We start from the raw sequence: 17966 nt of genomic DNA, 5'->3' as shown, positions 1-17966 counted from the left end.
CGGCATGGGCACGCTCGCGCCGCTCGGTCTCATCGTGGCGCGCGCCAAGCACAACGGGGCCATCGGCCGCGACAACCAGCTGGTCTTCCGCATCAAGGAAGACCTCCAGCACTTCAAGCGCGAGACCATGGGGCACCCGGTGCTCATGGGCCGCAAGACGTTCGAGAGCATCGGCAAGCCGCTGCCCGGCCGCACCAACGTGGTCATCACGCGCAACCCCGAGTTCCACGCCGAGGGGGTCACGGTGGCCCACAGCCTGGAGGAGGCGCTCGCGGCGGTGAGCGGCGAGGCGGCCATGCCGTACCTGATCGGCGGCGGCGACCTCTACGCGCAGGCGCTGCCGCGGGTGACCTGGCTGGTGGTCACCGAGGTGGACCGCGAGGCCGAGGGCGCAGACACGTTCTTCACCTACCCCGAGGACGACTTCCGCGTGGTGGACACGCGCGCCGGCGAGACGCCCGGGGTGACCTTCGTGTTCCTCGAGCGGGTGCCCACCACGCTGGTGGGCTGGGCCGGCTAGCTCGCCGCCGACCCATAGCACCGTTGGGGCACCTGGGTTGGCGTCAACAGGAGCCGTCGGGGACGCAGCCGAAGGTGGTGCCGAACCCGCTCGTGTCCCCGTTGGTGATGGTCTGCGGAACGCACCGACTGCCCGCTCCGCAGTTCAGAGTAATGGGCGGACTGGACGTGTTTGCGCCGTTGCACTGCGCGGAGCTGCCGCTGCACGAGGTCTGGTTCGAGTTGAGCTCGAGCGTCGCGCCGCAACCGCCGCCGCCCTGACACGAATAGGTGAGGGTCTGCGTACACTGGAACTCGTCGGGGCGGAATCGACACGATGGGTCGCAGCACACGTCCCCGGGAGTGCAGTCGCAGGGCACCGAATCGTCCACCTGAGTTCCCGTGTCCACAGGTGTGCCGGTATCCACGGGGGTACCCACGTCCACCGGAGTGCCCGTGTCCGGGGCGACCCCGACGTCAACAGAGCCGTCAGCCACCACACCAGAGTCGGCGGAGGAGTCCTCCTCACCACACCCATAGAACGCCAGCGAAAGCGCTAGCGCGGCCCATAGTCCCGTCTGTCGCATGCGCGGATTGTGGCACGGACTGCCAACTTGTCAGGTTCCTTTGCGACTTTTTGGCCCTCCACGGGCGGCAGCTGGCCGTGGGACGTTGCCGTCGTGCTTTCGGATGGTGGCGTGGTGGAACCCAACCGCAGCTCAGCGCGGAGCCGCGGCCGCCTCGGCACGGATGAGCGCCCGCAGCGTGTCGAGGGCGGTGCGAGCCTGGACGTCGTGCTCGAAGCTGGGCGCCCGCTCGCCTTGACCGCCCTCACGCTCCGCGCCTCGTGCCGGAGACGCGCCCTCGGGCTCGACGGTGGCGTCCTGCCCGTCGAGGTGGCCCTCGAGCGAGCGCTCGCTGAACGACGACCCGCCCACCAGGCGCAGCACCGACGACGGCACCTGCGCCACCTCGATGTCCGGCGCGATGCCCTCCGCCTGGATGGAGCGCCCGCTGGGCGTGTAGTAGCGCGCCACGGTCAGCTTCATGGCGCTGCCGTCGGGGAGCTCGACCACGTTCTGGACGCTGCCCTTGCCGAACGTGCGCGTCCCCACGATGAGCGCGCGCTGGTGGTCGCGCAGCGCGCCCGCCACGATCTCGGAGGCGCTCGCCGTGAGGCCGTTCACCAGCACCACCATGGGCCAGCGCGGGCGCGTCCCGGCGGTGTGCGCGGTGCTCTCCTGCAGCAGCACGCCTCCGCGCCCACGGGTGGTCACGATGACTCCACTGTCGAGGAACTCGTCGCTCACCAGCACGGCCTGGTGCAGGAGCCCGCCGCCGTTGTTGCGCAGGTCCAGCACCACCCCGCGCAGCCCCTCGGGGCGCGCCGCCAGGGCCGTGTCGATGGCCTCGCGCAGCGCTGGCGTGGTGTTGTCCGAGAAGGTGTAGAGGCGCACGTAGAGCACCCCGTCGGGCAGCAGCAGCGAGGTGACGGCGTCCACCTCCACGTAGCCCCGGCGCAGCTCCACGCGCACGTCGGCGGCCTCGCCCTCGCGCCGCAGCGTCACGCGCACCAGCGTGCCCACCTCGCCGCGCATCAGCCGGATGGCGTCGGGGAGCCGCATGTCGCGCGCGTCCCGCCCCTCGATCACGAGGAAGCGGTCCCCCGGCAGCAAGCCCGCTCGCTCCGCCGGGCTCTCGGGCAGCACGCCCAGCACGATGAGCCAGCCGTCCCGCACGCCCACCTCCACGCCGATGCCCGCGAAGCGCCCCTCGGCGTCGTTGCGCAGCATGGCGAACTCCTCGGGGTCCAGGTACGTGGTGTGCGGATCGAGGCTGCCCAGCATGCCGCGGATGGCCCCCTGGACCAGGCGCTCGCTGTCCACGGGCTCCACGTAGCTGACCTCCACGTGGGCCAGCGCGCGGGCGAAGATGCCCAGGTTGGCGAAGGGGCTCGGCTCGCTTCCGTCTGCTGACGATCTGTTTGCAGACGCAAAAGGCACCGCCGCGATGGCCACCAGGCCACCCAAGATCGCGGCCGCCAGATACCCCGAAACACGTCGGAAACCCCTTGCCCATAGTGCGATTCTTGCACTGCGGCGTGTGGGGCCAGGTCCGTGCGGGGGGGACGAAGGCGACGAGGTGGGTGCGATGCGCATTGACATACAGGCCATCCTACAGGTAGGACGGGAATTACCACACCCGAAGCGCAGGTGCGCTCGTTGGAGGCAGGTACATGTCTGGGTCAGATAAGCGTAAGCAAAGTCTCTACTTTCCGGAGTCGATGCTGGATGACATCCAGCACGAGGCCGCGCGGCTCGACCGCTCCCTCTCCTGGATCGTGCAGCGCTGCGTGAAGATCGGCCTGTCCGAGATTCGCAAGCTGCCGTCCGTCAACGACATCGACGACGCCGACTCGGACGACTGATCCGCTCGCGCCTCGGCGCGGGACGCGTCAGTGTGAGCGCGATGGACCTCGAGCTCTACGAGCAACACGGCACCCTGCCGGCCATCGATGGGGTGCCGCTCTTCTATGGTCGCGCGGGCGTGGGCACAGCGGGCATCCCGCTGGTGTTGAACGACGGCATCGGCTGTGACGGCTTCGCGTGGCGTCACCTGATGCCCATGCTGGCCGAGCGTCACCCCGTGGTGCACTGGAACTATCGCTCGCACGGGCGCAGCGGCAGCGGCGCCAGCCTCTCGCGGCTGACGCTGCCCGCGCTCGCCGAAGACATGGTGCGCGTGATGGACGGCCTGCACCTCGAACGCGCGGTGCTGCTGGGCCACTCCATGGGCACGCAGGTGGCCCTCGAGGCCTACCGCCTCGCGCCCGACCGGGTGGCCGGGCTGGTGCTGCTGTGCGGCAGCTCGGGGCGCATCACGCACACCTTCCACGGCGGCGACATGCTGCACCGCGTGCTGCCCACCGTGAGCACCCTGGTGGCCCGCAACCGGAGCGCCGCGCGCGGCGTGTTCGGTCGCATCCCCGCGAGCGTGGCCTACCGGCTGGGCACCCTCTCGGGCGAGATCGACAAGCGCACGTTCCGGCTGGCCGACTTCGAGCGCTACTGGGACCACATCGCCACCATGGACCCGGACCGCTTCCTGACGCTGCTGGATGCCGCAGGCAGCCACAGCGCCGAGGACCTCTTGCCGAACATCACCGCCCCCACGCTGGTGGTGGCCGCCGACGGCGACACCTTCACGCCGCCGGAGCTGGCCAAGCAGATGGCCGACCGCATCCCGGGCGCCGAGCACTTCCTGGTGCGGGCCGCCAGCCACGGCGCGCCCGTGGAGCACCCGGTCGAGATCCAGCTGCGCATCGAGAAGTTCCTGCGCGAGCGCGTGGAGCTCACGGCAGCGCCGCCCGCCCACACGACCAGCGCGACCTGACGGCGCGCATTGCGGTACGCTCACGGCGAGCACCGAGCGGGTGGGTCCCCCTCGGCTCGGACACGAACGGAGCGCGCGCATGTTCATCAGCGGAATGTCGGGGAACGAGATCTACTGCCTGGCGCAGAAGGGCTTCTCTCCCGGCGAGATCGCGGTCGGCAACAGCGTCTACTCCATGGGCCTCGGCGGCGCGCTCGGGGCCATTGGGCGCAGCGTGTCCGGCGGTGAGATCCGGCAGATCACGGAGATGATCAGCGACGGCCGGCACTCGGCCATCTCGCGCATGGAACAAGAGGCGCAGCGCAGCGGCGCGCAGGGCATCACCGGGGTGGAGACCACGCTCGGCACGCTGGCGGGCTTCACCGAGTTCTTCTCGCAGGGCACGGCGGTGCACACGGACCGCGGGGTCCCGTTCTTCTCGTCGGCGGCCAGCGGCATCGAGCTCTACTGCCACCTCGACGCGGGCTACCAGCCGGTGAAGTTCGTGATGGGCAACATCGCCTACGCGCTCGGCATCGGGCGCGGCCTGACCGGCAGCGTGCGCACGCTGGCGCGTGGCGAGGTGAAAGAGTTCTCCTCCATGTACAACGAGATCCGCCACACCGCGCTCGAGCGCCTGCGGCGTGAGGCAGCCGCGGCGGGCGCCAACGCCGTGGTGGACGTGCAGGTGCGCATGCTGCCCTACGGCCCCGGCACGGTGGAGCTGCTGCTCACGGGGACGGCCTCGCACCACCCCCTGCTGTCGAGTGGTCCCGTGCCGCAGCACCAGGTGGTCACCAGCGAGCTGAGCGGCGAGGAGCTCTGGAACCTGGCCGCCATGGGGTATGTCCCGCATCAGCTGGTGATGGCCACCAGCGTGTATTCGCTGGGCGTCGCGGCCAGCATCGGCGCGCTGTTCCGCAGCATCCAGCGCGGCGAGCTGCCCGAGGTCACGCAGCTCATCTATCAGGCGCGCGAGAACGCGCTCGAGCTGGTTCGCAAGGAGGCGCAGGCCATCGGCGCGGACCGCGTGATCGGCAACCGGCTGCAGATCCGCGAGATCGGCTCGGGCCTGGTGGAGGTGGTGGCGCTGGGCACAGCGGTGAAGCGCGCCCCCGAGGGCATGCGGCCCGCGACGCCTCACCTGATCCCGCAGGCGGTCATCGTGGACAAGAGCACCCGCAAGCCGGACGAGAGCGTGACCGGGCTGGGGGCACCGCTGGGCGGGCCCATGGCGCGGGCTCACCAGGCGGGCAACTCCGCCGGGTCACGAGCCATCGGGCTGATCATCGGGCTCCTGGGGCGCTGCTGTTCAGCTGCTGCCTCTCGGGGCTGATTCCGTTCCTGGCGCAACAATGAGGTTCGTCAGGGTCATCGAAAATAGTTGGTCACGAAGCGGGGGCTCATGGGCACCTCTCTTCGATGGAGGCGCACGCAACAATCATGAACGAGCCTGATCCCATCGCTGATGCGATTCGCCAAGGGGCCTATCGCGACGCGGTGGCACTCTCCGCTCGTCACCACGGAATCGCTCTCGGGCGCTTCTGCATGGCCCTCTTGGGGGACGCCGCAGAAGCCGAAGAGACCACCCAAGAGACGCTGATCGCCGCGTTCGATGCCTTTCCCCAGTATCGGGGTGAGGGCAGCGTGCGCGGCTTTCTGTTCGGGATCGCCCGGCGCCTGTGCGCGAAGCGGCTCACGACGCTGGTGCGACGTGAGCGGCGGCTGCAGCTGGTGCACGACGCGAGCCCCGAGTCTCAGACGCCCGCCGATCTCCTCGATCGACGGCGTCGGGCCATGCGGGTGCGCGACGCGCTCGAGGCGCTGAAGCCCAGCGAACGCGAGGCGGTGGTGCTGCGCTACGAGAGCGGGCTGCCGTATCGCGAGATCGCCGAGCTGATGGCGATCGACGAGCCGGCCGCCCGCAAGCGCGTGAGCCGTGCGCTCCTCCAGCTCCGTACGACCCTGACCGACGAGGTGATGCGATGACCAGCCATGACGACAAGCGACCCATCAGCGACGTTCACGCGCGCTTCCTGGACGACCTCTCGGCCGCCGTGGATGGCGACGCCGACGCACTGCAGGCGGCGGCGGACCTGCTGGCCGAGTCGGACGAGGCCCGCGACCTGCTCTTCGACGCGAAGCGCGTGGCGAGCCGCGTGGGCGACGCCGGCGGTGACTTCGTGCCGCAGCCGGGCCTCGAGGCCCGCGTGCTGGCCGCGCTCGACGCGCGTGGCGGGGCCCAGGTTGCCCCCGCAGCTGCTCCCGTGCCCGTGGCGGTGGCCTCGGTGCCGACGCAGCCCGCTCCGGTGGCCGCGGTGGCCGCAGCGCCCGTGAGCACGCAGGTGGGCACGCCCGACCCGCTCGACAGCCCGTGGGCCGGCGGTCGCAAGGACAAGGCGGACGCGTTCGGCTCGGCGGTGGACACCGTGCCCGAGAAGAAGCGGCCCAGCGCGGTGGCTGACACCAACGAGCGTGCTCCCGAGGCGGCCCCCCGCGCGGGGGTGCGGCGCTCCGGCCTCGCGCTGGTGGTGGGCGGCGGCGCGCTGTTCGCCATCGCCGCCGTGGCCACGCTGGCCTACGTGGGCGGCAACATGTTCGGCGGTGACCCCGAGGCGCCCGTGGTGGCGGCCCAGGGCTGGAACGCCGAGGTGGTCACCGTTCTGCGCGCCGCCGACGAGTCCACCGAGAGCGGCGTGAGCGTGCGCATGGCCGGAGCGACTGCGTTCCTGCCGGCGGCGCAGGGCGTGACGGTGACCGCTGGCGCCACGTTCCGCACGGACGCTCGCACCCGGGCGCTGCTGCGCTTGAGCGACGGCACCCAGCTGACCATCAACCGCGACAGCGAGGTCACCCTCGAGACCACCGGGCCACGCAACCTGCGCCTCGAGCGTGGCGAGCTGCTGGCCGAGGTGGCGCACTTGTCGGCGGGCCCCAATGCGAACCTCTACACGGCGCACGGGCACATCGAGGTGCTGGGCACCAAGTTCCTGCTCACCACCGACGCGGCCATGGCCAGCGTGCAGGTGCTGCGCGGCGAGGTGCGTGCGCACGGCGCCGCTGGCTCGGTGGAAGTGAAGGCCGGCCAAGAGGGCATCCTGCGCCCGAGCGTGGCCGCCACCGTGACCCCCGCCATGCACCTCGCGTCCCAGGTGGGCTGGAGCGAACTGGGCGACGTGGCCGGCGACGAAGACATGCCGGTGCCGGGCATCGGTGAGCTGCGCGCGCATCGCCCGGGTGAGCGCCAGGCGCAGGAGCGCCCGCTCGCCATCTCGGAGCACAAGGTGTCCGTGCGCATCGTGGGCAACGTGGCCCGCACCGAAGTGGAAGAGGCCTTCCGCAACGACGGCGACGACACGCTCGAGGGCGTCTACCGCTTCCCCATGCCGCCCGACGCGCGCGTGGCCAGCCTGCAGCTCTTGATCGACGGCACCTGGGAAGAGGGCGCCATCGTGGGGCGTGACCGCGCGCAGGCCATCTGGCGCGGCGTGATCCGCAACGCCACCCCCGAGCAGCAGCGTCAGCAGCAGCAAGAGGAGTGGATCTGGGTGCCCGGACCCTGGCGTGACCCGGCCCTGCTCGAGTGGCAGCGCGGCGGGCGCTTCGAGCTGCGCATCTTCCCCATCCCGGCGCATGGCGAGCGGCGCGTGCGCATCACCTACGAGCAGACCATCAGCCCCTCGGCGGGTGGCGAGCGGCGCTACGTGTACCCCATGGCGCACAGCGCGGCGGACGACGACTCCACCCGCGTGGGCCACTTCGAGGTGGACGTGCGCGTGGCCGGCGAAGGCACGCAAGCGAAGGCGCGCGGCTATGAAGTGGCCAGCACGCGTGAAGAGGGCGCGGACCGGCTGCGCTTCTCGTCCGACAACTTCCGCCCCGCGGGCGACCTGATCATCGACTACCAGCTGCCCGGTGGTGAGGCCGAGGTGCGCTACTGGACCTTCCAGGGCGCTGCGACCACGCCCCCCGGCGACCGCTCCACGAGCCGCTCGGACAGCACGCGCAGCGACCGGCAGAGCGCCGAGGACCAGAGCGTTCTGCTGCAGCAAGCCGTGCACGCCGACACGCGCCCCTACGTGGTGTTCGCGCTGCGTCCGGAGCTCCCGGCGTGGGCGGAACAGCGAGCGCGCAGCTACGCCTTCGTGGTGGACTCGAGCCAGAGCATGGTGGGTGACCGCTTCGAGCGCGCCAGCCAGCTGCTGCGCCGCGTGGTGGCCGAGATGGACCGCCGCGACCGCTTCACGGTGCTGGCGTGCGACGTGCGCTGCGAGAGCTTCGGCGACCCCACCACGCCCACGGCGGACGCGGTGGCGCAGCTCGAGCGCTTCCTCACCAAGATCGAGCCGGCCGGCTCCACCAACGTGGTGGAGGCGCTGCGCGCCGGCCGTGACGCGCTGGCCACCGGCCAAGACGGCCGTGACGTGCACGTGGTGTACGTGGGCGACGGCCTCAGCTCCGCGGGTTTCCGGCGCCCCGGCCTCGTCTCCGGACAGGTCACCGAGCTGGCCCGCACGGGGGTCTCGTTCAACACGCTGGGCATCGGGCAGGACGCCGACGCCGCCGGGCTCTCGGTCATCGCTCAAGCGGGTGGCGGGCAGTACGTGCCCTTCGTCCCCGGGCAGCGCATCGCCGAGGCCGCCATCGCGGTGCTCGAGGCCACCTACGGCGCGTCGCTGCGCAACCCCACGCTGCAGGTGCCCGCGGGCGTCACCGACGTGTCACCCACGTCGCTGCCCACGCTGCGCGCCGGGCAAGAGGTGCTGGTGGTCGGTCGCTTGGCGAGCGGCGCCACCACCACCGGCGAGCTGCGCCTGACGGGCTCGGTGGCCGGGCGTCCCTTCGAGAACCGCTACCCCGTGACGCTCACGCCCACCACGTCGGCGGGCAACGCGTTCGTGCCGCGCATCTACGCGAGCACCACCATCACGGAGCTGGAGCGCTCCGCCAAGGGCAGCGACAACGCGCGCATCGTGGCGCTGAGCAAGGCCTTCCAGGTGCTCTCGAGCCAGACCTCCATGCTGGTGCTGGAGAGCGAGGCCATGTTCCGCGCGTTCGATGTGGACCGGGCGCGGCCGGCGCTGGCCTGGACGGGCGAGGGCGAGATCGTGGAGGGCACCTCCAGCGGTGTCGTGGACGTGGGCTCACTCGGTGACCTCGACTCGGCCCTGTCTTCCGCGTCCATGGCGCGTGGCATGGGGGCCAGCAACGCAGACATGATGGGCGGCGAGGGCGGCGTGGCGCAGCGTCGGCCCGCGGCGGCGCCTGCCCGCACCTCGGCGCCGTCTGCAGAGGCAGCGCCCATGGAGATGGCGGCCTTCGACGACGGTCCCTTCGACCGGGGCCGGGGCGGCAGCATGCGCCGCATGCGCCGGGTCTCCATCCGCGAGGGCTACATCCGCACGGACTCCGGCGTGCGCGAGCGCGACACCGCCGCCGTGACCGCCGCCGAGGCCGCGCTGCGCGAGCAGCCCGACAGCCGCGACCGCCACCGTGAGCTGGTGCGAGCCCTCTCCCGCGCCGGCTCGCTGGTGCGCGCCGAAGAGGTGGCCCGTCAGTGGATCACCCGCGACGCGCTCGACACCGAGGCGCTCACCTACCTGGCCGACGTGATTGGCCGCCGGGGCGAGCGCGACCGCGCGCTGCGCTACCTCTCGGGCATCGTGGACCTGAACCCCGAGAACGAGGGCCTGCAGGAGCGGCTGGCGCTGGCCTACGAGCGCGCCGGGAAGACCGAGCAAGCCTGCTCCCACCGCGTGGCGCTGGCCGAGGTGGAGAGCGACGACGCCACCCACGTGGCGAGCGCGGCCCGCTGCCGCCGTGCGCTCGGCGACGCCACCGGCGCCGAGGGGCTGCTGAGCGGCATGGACACGCCGCGCAACCAGGAGACCGCGCGCTCCGCGGTGGACAGCCCGGCGTCGCCCGAGGCGGTGCGTGGTGACCTGATGCTGGACGCCACCTGGAGCGGCAGCGACGACGTGGACCTCACGCTGGTCACGCCGCAGGGCACGCGCCTCAGCTGGATGGGCGGCCGCACGAGCGTGGTGGGCGACGACGCCGCGCGCACCGGCCGCGAGCGCCTGGGCCTGCGCCGCGCTGCGGTGGGCAGCTACTACATCGAGGTCAGCCGCGTGCAGCGCGCCGACCAGCAGCCCGTGCGCGGTGAGATCCGCGTGCGCACTCCGAGCGAGACGCGCTCCATCCCGTTCACGCTGACCGACGAGCGCGTGGTGGTGGGACGCGTGGACATCGTGACCCGCTGGGTGGTGCGCTGACGCAGCGCGGGAGAGGTCCTGCGGACCGGGCGGCTCAGGCTTCCCGCCGCAGGACCTTCACCGCGTGCAGCACCCGCGCGGCCGTGGCCTCGATGCCGTCGTTGGCCTCGATGTGGACGATGTTGTCGCCGGGGAAGTGGTCTTCGATGCGCAGGTAGAAGTTGGCGAGCTGCGCCTGCAGGTCGTCTTCCTCGAAGAGTTCGCGAGTGCCGGAGCGCGTCTGCCTCCGGCTCGACGCGTTCTCGGGGCTGACGTCCAGCACGATGGTCAGGTCCGGGCGCCGCGCCTGGGCGTTGAGCGTGCGCACCCACGCGATGGTGTCCGCGCGGTCGCCGCCCGCGGTGAGCGACTGATAGGCGACCGAGGAGTAGTCGTAGCGGTCCGTGAGGACCGTCACTCCGTCCATCAGGTTGGGGATGACCTCGGCGTCCAGGTGGTCCACGCGGTCGGCCGCGAAGAGCAGCGCCATGGTGGTCCAGCGGGGCGCGCGCGGGCCGCCGAGCCCGGGCACCACCACCCGGCCGGTGAGCATCTGGCGGATGAGCACGCCGATGGGGCCGTCGCTGGGCTCACGCGTGGTGTGGATGGGGAGACCGCGCGCGGCCAGCGCGTCGGCTAGCAGGCGGGTCTGGGTGGTCGTTCCGGCACCATCGATACCCTCGATGGCAATGAGGAGGCCCTCGATCATGGCGCGGACGGTAGCACACGCTGCCCCGTCACCGTCCGACCATCCAACGTGACCGTGCCAGAAGTCACCACCAGGCGCGGCGGGCCGTCCAACAGCTCGGCGGCCGCCCCCTCGCGCAGCTGGATGCGGTGCTCACCGCGCGTGAGCGTGAGCGGTTCCTCGTCCGTGCGGGCCGTGAGGCCCCCGCGCACCAGCTCCACCACCAGCGGGTCCACGGTCACGAAGAGCGCTTCGCTGAGCTCCTCCACGCTGAGCCGCGCGCCCCCAGGGGTCTGCACCAGCACACGCCCTCCCGCCGGCGTGGTCACGCGCTCGCCTCGCTCGAAGCCTCCGCGGCGCAGCGTCTCCCCGTGCACGGTGGACTCGAATGTGGCCACCTCCGAGGTGTCAGTGGCGCGCGGACGCAGCGCCAACCCCAGCCCGAGCACCACCACGATGACGAACGCGATGGCCGCGCGCCCACGCCCGCTCATTCGCGTGACCATGACGGCAGCCCGAACTTGTAGGTGAAGCCCACCTGACCGAGCAGGCGCGGGTCGTTGTCGATCAGCTCCGCACCCACCAGGTTGCTCATGATGGGGCGCGAGCGCCCGGCCACGATGCCCTCGAAGCGCACCATGAGGTTCCAGGCGTCCGAGAGCACGATCTCGGCGATGCCCCCGATGCGCAAGCGCCCCGCCCCGCGCCGGCTGGCCGAGCGGTAGCGGTCGGAGTGCGCGTCGACGCCCACCACCACGGTCACGCTGCCCGCCTGCGCGAAGTGCACCGACGTCAGCGCTTCGACCGAGAAGAGGAACGTGTTGGTGGGTGACTCGCGCGTGACCGCGCCATCCAGGAAGTCGTGCGCGGGACCGAAGCCGCCGCCCACGCGCAGCTGCGCACCGAACGACAGCGACGGAAGCACGCGGTAGGCCGTCTTCAGGCGCGCCTCGAACTCCGTGAGACCGAAGAAGGTGCGCAGGCCAAAGCCGATGTCCAGCCACTCGTGCACGCTGCCGCCCATGCGCGCCTCGAGCAGGAAGGGGAAGCCGGTGGCGATCTCGAAGTACGAGTGGCGCGTGGTGGTGAGCGACGCAGCATGACTGCGCAGCCCCCGCTGCACCTCGGTGGCGGTGTGCTCGGCCTCGACCTCCTCTTCCACGGTCTGGGCGCCCTCACGGCGCAGGTCCACCGCCACGTCACGCGGCCCGCCGGGCGCCAGCATGAGCTGCTCGGTGTGCGTGACGTGACCCTGCGCACGCACCTCCACGCGGTGCGCCCCCACGGGGAAGAGCCCCTCGAAGGGGATGGGGCCGCGGTACTCCCCGTCCAGATACAAGAAGGCGCCACGCGTGTTGCTGGTGACGCGCAGCAGCACCTGCTCGGGGATCAGGGTGGCGCTCACGGTGCAGGTCTCGCCCAGGCGCACGGTGCACACCTCGCGGAACTCGCTGTGGCCCGCCGCCACCACGCGGATGGCGTAGTTGCCGGGCTCGGCCCCCTCGAGCACCACGGGCGCGGGGCCGAAGTCCTGCCCGTTCACGAACACCTGCCCACGCACGTTGGCGCGCACCACGATGGTGCCGGGCTCCTGCGGCACGGGCTCCATGACCAGCACCACCGCCGCGCGGCGGCCCGCCTCCACGCGCACCACCTGCCGCGCCGTCTGGTACCCCGTGGCCTCGGCCTCGACGATGTGCTCGCCCGGCGGGAGGTTCTCCATGGTGCGCCCGCCGACGCCGAGGGGGTCACCGTCGAGGAAGAGCCGCGCGGACATGACGTTGGCGGCGACGTGCAGGCTGCCCGGCGTCACGGTGGGGCGCATGGTGAAGTGCACCGTGGTGCGCTCGTCCACGCGGACGTCCACCGTGGTCTCGTAGGGCGTGAGGCTGGCGTCGCGCGGCTGCACGCGCACGCGGTGCGACCCCACGCTGAGGCCCTCCACCACCAGCGGCGTGGCGCCACGGTCCACGCTGTCCACCAGCACGCGCGCGCCCGACACGTCGCCCGCCACCAAGATGGAGCCCATCTCGCCGCCCTGGCTGCGCAGCGTGACGGGGAGCTGCAGCACCTGGCCGGGTGTCAGGTCCACCCACAGGTTGAACGTGATGTACCCGCGCCGTCCCACCTGCACGAGGTGACGTCCGGGCGCGACCTCGAGCGTGACCGGCAGGTTGCCCATGTCGGCGCCATCCACCCGCACGGCGGCCCCCTGCGCCGGAGGGTTGGTGGCGGTGAGCGCGAGCTGGGCCTGCTGAGCGAGCGCTGCGCTGGGCAGCCCACAGGTGAGCAGCACGGCTAGCAGCGCGCCCAGCGGCGCCTGGACCGCGGCGCGCAGCACCGAGCGACTCGCAAACGTGTTCGAGTGAGCCATCGTGCTCTGGGTGTAGCGTGTTTGCGCTCTCCCCAGCAAGATCGCCGAGGGGACGCTCAGGTGGGCAGCTTGCCGCTGAACGGGCAGCCTGGCGCCGCAGCAGCCGCCGCCGTGGGCTCCGGGCGCACCCGCGGCTTGGGCTCTCCGCTGGGGTTGGCCAGAGGGATTAGCGCGCGCAGCACCACGCCGGTGATCTCCTGGAGCGCGATGGAGATGGGGCCCGCCCCACCCTCCTGGATGGCCACGTCAACAGCCACGATAGCCTCGCGCGAGAGGCCGTGCGGCACGTCGCTGAGGAAGCCCCCGTAGGCATGCGCCACCGTGGTGAGCAGCTGCTCCACGCTCAACCACTGGTGACAGTGCACCACGCGCGACGCGAGGAAGGCCTCCCGGCCCGTGCGCTGCACCACGCCGCTGGCCAGCTCGCGGCGCGACGCGTCGAAGCCCATGGGACCCTGCCACGCGGTGGCGTCCTCACCAGGCTCACGGAACCAGAACTCGAGCGGCAGCTCGGACTCACGGTTGACCATGCTCAGGAGGGAGCGCGGCCCCACGATGAGGTGCCTCACCAGCCCCGCCATGCGCAGCTTCTCGTAGTAGTCGGGTGACTTCGACTTGCCCAGGAGGTCCTGACAGGTCTTCACGAAGAGCCAGCGGGGGTCGACATTCACCGTCATGACCCCTGTTTTAGCTGTTCTCCGAGGAAGCGGCCAGCCGCGAACTACACCGCCAAGAGCTCTTTGACCTTGGCGATGACCTGCGGCGCCTGGATGGGCTTGGTGATGTAGGCGTTGGCGCCGAGCGCCATGGCCCGCTGCCGATCTTCGGTCGAGCCCTCGGTCGTGATGATGATGATCGGCACGTCCTTGTGGGTCTCGTCGCTGCGGATGCGCTTCACGAGCTTCAGGCCGTCCATGATCGGCATGTTGATGTCCGTGATGACCAGGTCGAACTTGCCGCCCGCCAGCTTGCGGAGGCCATCGACGCCGTCCTCGGCCTCGGTGACCTTGAGCTTCTTGATGCGCGCGAGAGCGAACACCAAGAGCTGACGCATCATGGGGGAATCTTCGACGACTAGACAGGAAAATTCGGACATGTTCAGTCGGTACTCTCGGAGGACGCGGCCTCAGCAGCGGCGAGCTTCTGCCGAACCCCGGCGAGGGCTTGAATCGGCCCAGCGGAGGCGGCGTACAGGTTGGCGGCGATCAAGGCGGTACCAGCCTGAGCGCCAAGGAGTTGAAAGAGCTCACGGTCCACGTTCATCCACTGGCTCTTTTGTTCGAGCAAGGTGATGACGGAGATGGCGCCCACGGGCTTGCCATCGGAGATCAACGGAATCACGGCGACCGGGTCTTCGTGCGTACCCTGAATGAAGTGTGCCGCGCCGTCTTCGCGGATGCGCGGGATGCCCGTGAGGCAGGCCTCGCCCACCGGGCCCACGCCCACGGGAACGGGCACGATGGACGCCTCGTCCAGCTGCTCGTGGGCGATGGGATAGGCGATGCGTGTGCCCTCGTCGAGCACGTAGATGACGAAGCCGTGAGCGCCCACGAGCTGGCCGCACATGTCGCGGAGATGACGGACCACCCGACGCAGGGACAGAGACGCACCCAGCTGGTAGCTAGCGATGTAGAGATTGGCGAGGTCATTGACCTCTTGCTCGATCTCATCGTGGCGGCCCTGGTGCTCGATACGCTTTTCCTCGAGCTCGGAGCTGCGCGCCAGCAGCGCCTTGCGCTCGGACTCGAGCTTCTCCACCGTGCGCAGCAGGTCACGGATGGCGTCGTCGCTGGCGATCTGAGCGCGGAGGCGGGCGTTGTCCTCTTGAATCCGACTGTAGTCCTCGCGCAGCTGAGCGTTCTCTTGGAGCAAGTGCTCCGTGTACTCCACCCCCTTCTTCAAGAACGAACGCACGAAACTCTCTCGCTCTTTGATCAGGTCCATGGGGAGGTCGCTCGCGCGGTTGGAGTCGGGATCGCTCATCGTCGGCCGTGCTCAGACTATCAGACGTTCACGCGTGATTGGAAGGGTGAACGCAGAGCGCATGATGTTGGCGTATTCATGGGCGTTCACGCGCTGGTGAGTTCCGCCAGGCGCTCCGCCATGGCGCGCAGTGGCAAGCTTCGGTCCACGGCCCCGGTGCGCACCGCCGCCCCCGGCATGCCGTAGATGACTGCGGTCTCGGGCGCCTCGGCCATGACGATGCCGCCCGCATCACGCAGCGCCACCACGCCCTTGGCGCCGTCGTCCCCCATACCGGTGAGCACCACGCCCACCGTGCTGGCGCCGAAGGCCTTGGCGGCCGACTCGAAGAGCCGGTCCACCGACGGCACGTAGCGGTCGGAGGAGTCGGGCGGCACCACCTTCACCCCCAAGCCCCGCTGAAGCTGCACCACCTCGATGCAGCGACCGCCCGGGCAGATGAAGGCCGTGCCGGCCGTGAGCGCGTGCACGTCGCTGGCCTCCACCACGCGCATGCCGCCGGTCTTGTCCAGCCGTTCGGCGAAGGTCTTGGTGAAGCGCTCGGGCATGTGCTGCGCGACCACCACCGAAGCCGTGGTGGACGTGGGCAGGCGCCGGAAGACCTCCACCAGCGCGGTGGGCCCACCCGTGGACGACCCGATGACGATGAGCCGGCTGGGCTCGCGATCGCTCACGCCCGTGCGGCGCGGCGCCATGGAGAAGTCGCTGCTGCCCCGCAGACGCCCGATGTCGAGGCCAGCGGGAGAGAGCTGACGCACCACCTCCACCTTCTCGGCCAGCTCGGCGCTGATGCCGCTGAGGTCGCTGGTGACGGTGCGCGTGGGCTTGGCCACGAAGTCGAGGGCGCCCATCTCGAGGGCGCGGAACACGTTCTCCTTGGCGGAGTAGCCGCTGACCACGATGACCGGCGTGGGGCGACGCGCCATCATCAGGCGCAGGAACGTGAAGCCGTCCATGCGCGGCATCTCGAGGTCCAGCGTGATCAGGTCCGGCTGGAGCTCGGCCACCATGCGCAGCGCCTCATCGCCGTCTCCGGCCTTTCCAATCACCTCGACGGCCGGCAGCGCGGTCAGCAGCTCGGTGATGGTGCGACGGTTGTAGGCCGAGTCGTCGACCACCAAGACGCGGAGATGTCTCATGAACCCTCGCTTACGGACGGCGTGCGAAAGAGATGCGGGGCGGGGCGTCGATAGACGAGATCGGTGGACACGTGCACCAGCTCGAAGGCGGTGCTGGCGTTGAGCAACGACTCGCTGTGACCCAGCAAGAGGTACCCGCCGGCCACGAGCCGGTGATAGAAGGTGTCGATGGCCTTCTTGCGGGAGTCGGGGTCGAAGTAGATCAGCACGTTGCGACAGAATACCGCGTCCACGCGCCCCACGATCGCCGTACGGCTGTGATCGAGGAGGTTGAGGTGGCCGAAGTGGCACATGGCTCGGATGCGCGGGTGCACCTGGCGGCCCTCGGGGACGTCCACGAAGTATTGGAGGTAGCGGTCGTCGGTGGTGCGGAAGCTGGCCTCGGTGTAGACGGCGCGCCGAGCCTTGTGCAGCACGCGGCGCGAGATGTCGTTGCCGTAGATGCGCACGTCCCAGCCCTTGAAGAGCCCCGAGTCTTCGATGAGGATGCCGAGCGTGTAGGCCTCCTCACCGCTCGAGCAGCCCGCGCTCCACAGCGCCAGGCGCCGGGTGCCGCGCTCCTCGGCGCGGTCCTTCAGCTGAGGCAGGATCTCGTCGCGGAACGCGCGCAGCTGGTACTCCTCGCGGAAGAAGTAGGTCTCGTTGGTGGTCAGCACCTCCACCGCGTTCTCGAGCTCCATGGACGCGTCGGGGTGGTAGCGCAGGTACTGGTAGTAGGCGCCGTAGTCGCTGAGACCCACGGCCTCGAGGCGCTCGCGCAGGCGACGCGCCACGATGGTGCGCGCGTCGTCGGAGAAGTGGATGCCGCAAAAGCGGTTGATCAGATCCCGGATCATCCGGAAGTCCTCGACGGCCAGCGATGGGCCTTCGTCGAAGAGCAGCGGCACTCAGCCCTCCCCTCGTGCTTCGGCCTGCTCGAGAGCTTGCTCGAGGGCGCGCTGGACGTTGGGGTCGACCTCCACGCGGGCACGCTCGCGCAGCCACGGCAGGGCCTCCGGCGTGCGAGCGAGGCCCGTCACCGCGAACGCCCGAACGTGCCACGTGGGGTGCTCGAGCGCGTCGCGCAGGCAGGCCAGGGCTGCCTGGGAGCTGCTCCCGATCACCAGCCCGAGCGCCTGCTTCACGACCTCTTCATCGGAGTGCCGCGCCAGCATGGGGAGCAACGCCTCGAGGGGCTCCTTCAGCACGCGCAGGGCCTCGAGGGCGGCCAGCGCCACGCCCGCCCGCTCGCTGCCGAGCTTCTCGCGCAGGGTGGGGATGGCGCTGCGGTCACCGGCCAGGGCCAGCGCGCGAGCCGCCGCGGCCACCACGGCGGGAGCCTCGGCCTCGAGCGCCACCCGCAGCGAGCCGTGCAGCACGTCCACGCCGAGGGCCCGTCCGAGCACGCCCAGCGCTTCGGCCGCCGCCACGCGCACGTTCACGTCGTCGTCGGAGAGCGACAGGCTCACGCACTCGGCCGACTCGGCGTCGTGCACCTTGGCCAGAGCGAGCACGGCGGCACGGCGCACATGGGCGCTGGCCGAGGCCTGTGCTGCGCGCAGCCCCTCGAGCCGGCCCGGGCGGTTCATGTCCGCCATGAGCTCGCACACCACGGCCGCGCCCGGCCAGTCGAAGGACAGGCCCGCGAGGGAGTCGGACACGGACTCGGGGTGAGCCTC

16 protein-coding genes are annotated in these 17966 nt (G+C 70.8%); 6 read left to right on the top strand and 10 right to left on the bottom strand.

Features of this window, described 5'->3' with window-relative positions:
• Window positions 1–4 precede the first annotated feature (4 nt).
• Window positions 5–520, top strand: a complete 516-nt coding sequence (locus IPI43_28550) for a dihydrofolate reductase (GenBank protein MBK7778020.1) — start codon at window positions 5–7, stop codon at window positions 518–520.
• 697 nt (window positions 521–1217) lie between these two features.
• Here IPI43_28550 and IPI43_28545 read toward each other — a convergent pair.
• Entirely contained in the window at window positions 1218–2516 is a 1299-nt protein-coding gene (locus tag IPI43_28545; protein ID MBK7778019.1) for a S41 family peptidase, read from the bottom strand.
• Window positions 2517–2734: 218 nt separating this feature from the next.
• Here IPI43_28545 and IPI43_28540 point away from each other — a divergent pair, with 218 nt between their 5' ends.
• The 5 genes from IPI43_28540 (at window position 2735) to IPI43_28520 (ending at window position 10145) form a co-directional block, all read left to right on the top strand.
• Window positions 2735–2926: a TIGR04563 family protein gene (locus IPI43_28540; protein ID MBK7778018.1), complete on the top strand. Its 192-nt coding sequence runs from the start codon at window positions 2735–2737 to the stop codon at window positions 2924–2926.
• A 41-nt stretch (window positions 2927–2967) separates the two neighbouring features.
• The gene (locus tag IPI43_28535; GenBank protein ID MBK7778017.1) at window positions 2968–3891 is read left to right on the top strand and encodes an alpha/beta hydrolase; all 924 of its coding nucleotides are present in this window, start codon (window positions 2968–2970) and stop codon (window positions 3889–3891) included.
• A 79-nt stretch (window positions 3892–3970) separates the two neighbouring features.
• The gene (locus IPI43_28530; protein ID MBK7778016.1) at window positions 3971–5206 is read left to right on the top strand and encodes a heavy metal-binding domain-containing protein; all 1236 of its coding nucleotides are present in this window, start codon (window positions 3971–3973) and stop codon (window positions 5204–5206) included.
• A 107-nt stretch (window positions 5207–5313) separates the two neighbouring features.
• Window positions 5314–5859, top strand: coding sequence for an RNA polymerase sigma factor (locus tag IPI43_28525; protein ID MBK7778015.1), 546 nt, complete (start codon window positions 5314–5316; stop codon window positions 5857–5859).
• A complete protein-coding gene (locus IPI43_28520; protein ID MBK7778014.1) occupies window positions 5856–10145 on the top strand; it encodes a FecR domain-containing protein in 4290 nt (1429 codons plus the stop codon). Before IPI43_28525 ends, IPI43_28520 begins: the two co-directional genes overlap by 4 nt.
• Window positions 10146–10179: 34 nt before the next feature.
• On the opposite strand, the gene tmk is transcribed toward IPI43_28520, so the two are convergent.
• The 9 genes from tmk to IPI43_28475 all read right to left on the bottom strand — a co-directional run bounded on the left by tmk (window position 10180) and on the right by IPI43_28475 (window position 17948).
• Window positions 10180–10833 carry a dTMP kinase gene (tmk, locus tag IPI43_28515; GenBank protein ID MBK7778013.1) on the bottom strand — a complete coding sequence of 218 codons (654 nt, stop codon included), beginning with the start codon at window positions 10831–10833 and terminating at the stop codon, window positions 10180–10182.
• On the bottom strand, window positions 10830–11306 hold the full coding sequence (locus IPI43_28510) for a hypothetical protein (protein ID MBK7778012.1): 477 nt from the start codon (window positions 11304–11306) through the stop codon (window positions 10830–10832). Before IPI43_28510 ends, tmk begins: the two co-directional genes overlap by 4 nt.
• On the bottom strand, window positions 11303–13186 hold the full coding sequence (locus IPI43_28505; protein MBK7778011.1) for a PEGA domain-containing protein: 1884 nt from the start codon (window positions 13184–13186) through the stop codon (window positions 11303–11305). Before IPI43_28505 ends, IPI43_28510 begins: the two co-directional genes overlap by 4 nt.
• A gap of 56 nt (window positions 13187–13242) precedes the next feature.
• Window positions 13243–13863 carry a hypothetical protein gene (locus IPI43_28500; protein MBK7778010.1) on the bottom strand — a complete coding sequence of 207 codons (621 nt, stop codon included), beginning with the start codon at window positions 13861–13863 and terminating at the stop codon, window positions 13243–13245.
• A gap of 44 nt (window positions 13864–13907) precedes the next feature.
• A complete protein-coding gene (locus IPI43_28495) occupies window positions 13908–14282 on the bottom strand; it encodes a response regulator (protein ID MBK7778009.1) in 375 nt (124 codons plus the stop codon).
• Window positions 14283–14284: 2 nt separating this feature from the next.
• Window positions 14285–15169: a GAF domain-containing protein gene (locus IPI43_28490; GenBank protein ID MBK7778008.1), complete on the bottom strand. Its 885-nt coding sequence runs from the start codon at window positions 15167–15169 to the stop codon at window positions 14285–14287.
• Window positions 15170–15255: 86 nt separating this feature from the next.
• Complete coding sequence (gene cheB / locus IPI43_28485) at window positions 15256–16308, bottom strand: chemotaxis-specific protein-glutamate methyltransferase CheB (protein MBK7778007.1); 1053 nt, start codon at window positions 16306–16308, stop codon at window positions 15256–15258.
• Window positions 16305–17144, bottom strand: coding sequence for a protein-glutamate O-methyltransferase CheR (locus IPI43_28480; protein ID MBK7778006.1), 840 nt, complete (start codon window positions 17142–17144; stop codon window positions 16305–16307). The genes cheB and IPI43_28480 overlap by 4 nt, the downstream gene beginning before the upstream one ends.
• Before the next feature lie 51 nt (window positions 17145–17195).
• Window positions 17196–17948, bottom strand: coding sequence for a HEAT repeat domain-containing protein (locus tag IPI43_28475; protein MBK7778005.1), 753 nt, complete (start codon window positions 17946–17948; stop codon window positions 17196–17198).
• Between the last annotated feature and the right edge of the window lie 18 nt (window positions 17949–17966).

It is taken from the genome of Sandaracinaceae bacterium, assembly GCA_016706685.1.
Classification (GTDB): domain Bacteria; phylum Myxococcota_A; class Polyangia; order Polyangiales; family Houyiibacteriaceae; genus JADJJE01.
This window is presented reverse-complemented; position numbering and strand designations above follow the sequence as displayed.

Bases quoted from the DNA above. Each gene is read 5' to 3' on its own strand.
- IPI43_28550 (MBK7778020.1), top strand. From the start codon at position 5: ATGGGCACGCTCGCGCCGCTCGGTCTCATCGTGGCGCGCGCCAAGCAC.
- IPI43_28540 (MBK7778018.1), top strand. From the start codon at position 2,735: ATGTCTGGGTCAGATAAGCGTAAGCAAAGTCTCTACTTTCCGGAGTCG.
- IPI43_28535 (MBK7778017.1), top strand. From the start codon at position 2,968: ATGGACCTCGAGCTCTACGAGCAACACGGCACCCTGCCGGCCATCGAT.
- IPI43_28530 (MBK7778016.1), top strand. From the start codon at position 3,971: ATGTTCATCAGCGGAATGTCGGGGAACGAGATCTACTGCCTGGCGCAG.
- IPI43_28525 (MBK7778015.1), top strand. From the start codon at position 5,314: ATGAACGAGCCTGATCCCATCGCTGATGCGATTCGCCAAGGGGCCTAT.
- IPI43_28520 (MBK7778014.1), top strand. From the start codon at position 5,856: ATGACCAGCCATGACGACAAGCGACCCATCAGCGACGTTCACGCGCGC.
- tmk (MBK7778013.1), bottom strand. From the start codon at position 10,833: ATGATCGAGGGCCTCCTCATTGCCATCGAGGGTATCGATGGTGCCGGA.
- IPI43_28510 (MBK7778012.1), bottom strand. From the start codon at position 11,306: ATGAGCGGGCGTGGGCGCGCGGCCATCGCGTTCGTCATCGTGGTGGTG.
- IPI43_28505 (MBK7778011.1), bottom strand. From the start codon at position 13,186: ATGGCTCACTCGAACACGTTTGCGAGTCGCTCGGTGCTGCGCGCCGCG.
- IPI43_28500 (MBK7778010.1), bottom strand. From the start codon at position 13,863: ATGACGGTGAATGTCGACCCCCGCTGGCTCTTCGTGAAGACCTGTCAG.
- IPI43_28495 (MBK7778009.1), bottom strand. From the start codon at position 14,282: ATGTCCGAATTTTCCTGTCTAGTCGTCGAAGATTCCCCCATGATGCGT.
- IPI43_28490 (MBK7778008.1), bottom strand. From the start codon at position 15,169: ATGAGCGATCCCGACTCCAACCGCGCGAGCGACCTCCCCATGGACCTG.
- cheB (MBK7778007.1), bottom strand. From the start codon at position 16,308: ATGAGACATCTCCGCGTCTTGGTGGTCGACGACTCGGCCTACAACCGT.
- IPI43_28480 (MBK7778006.1), bottom strand. From the start codon at position 17,144: ATGATCCGGGATCTGATCAACCGCTTTTGCGGCATCCACTTCTCCGAC.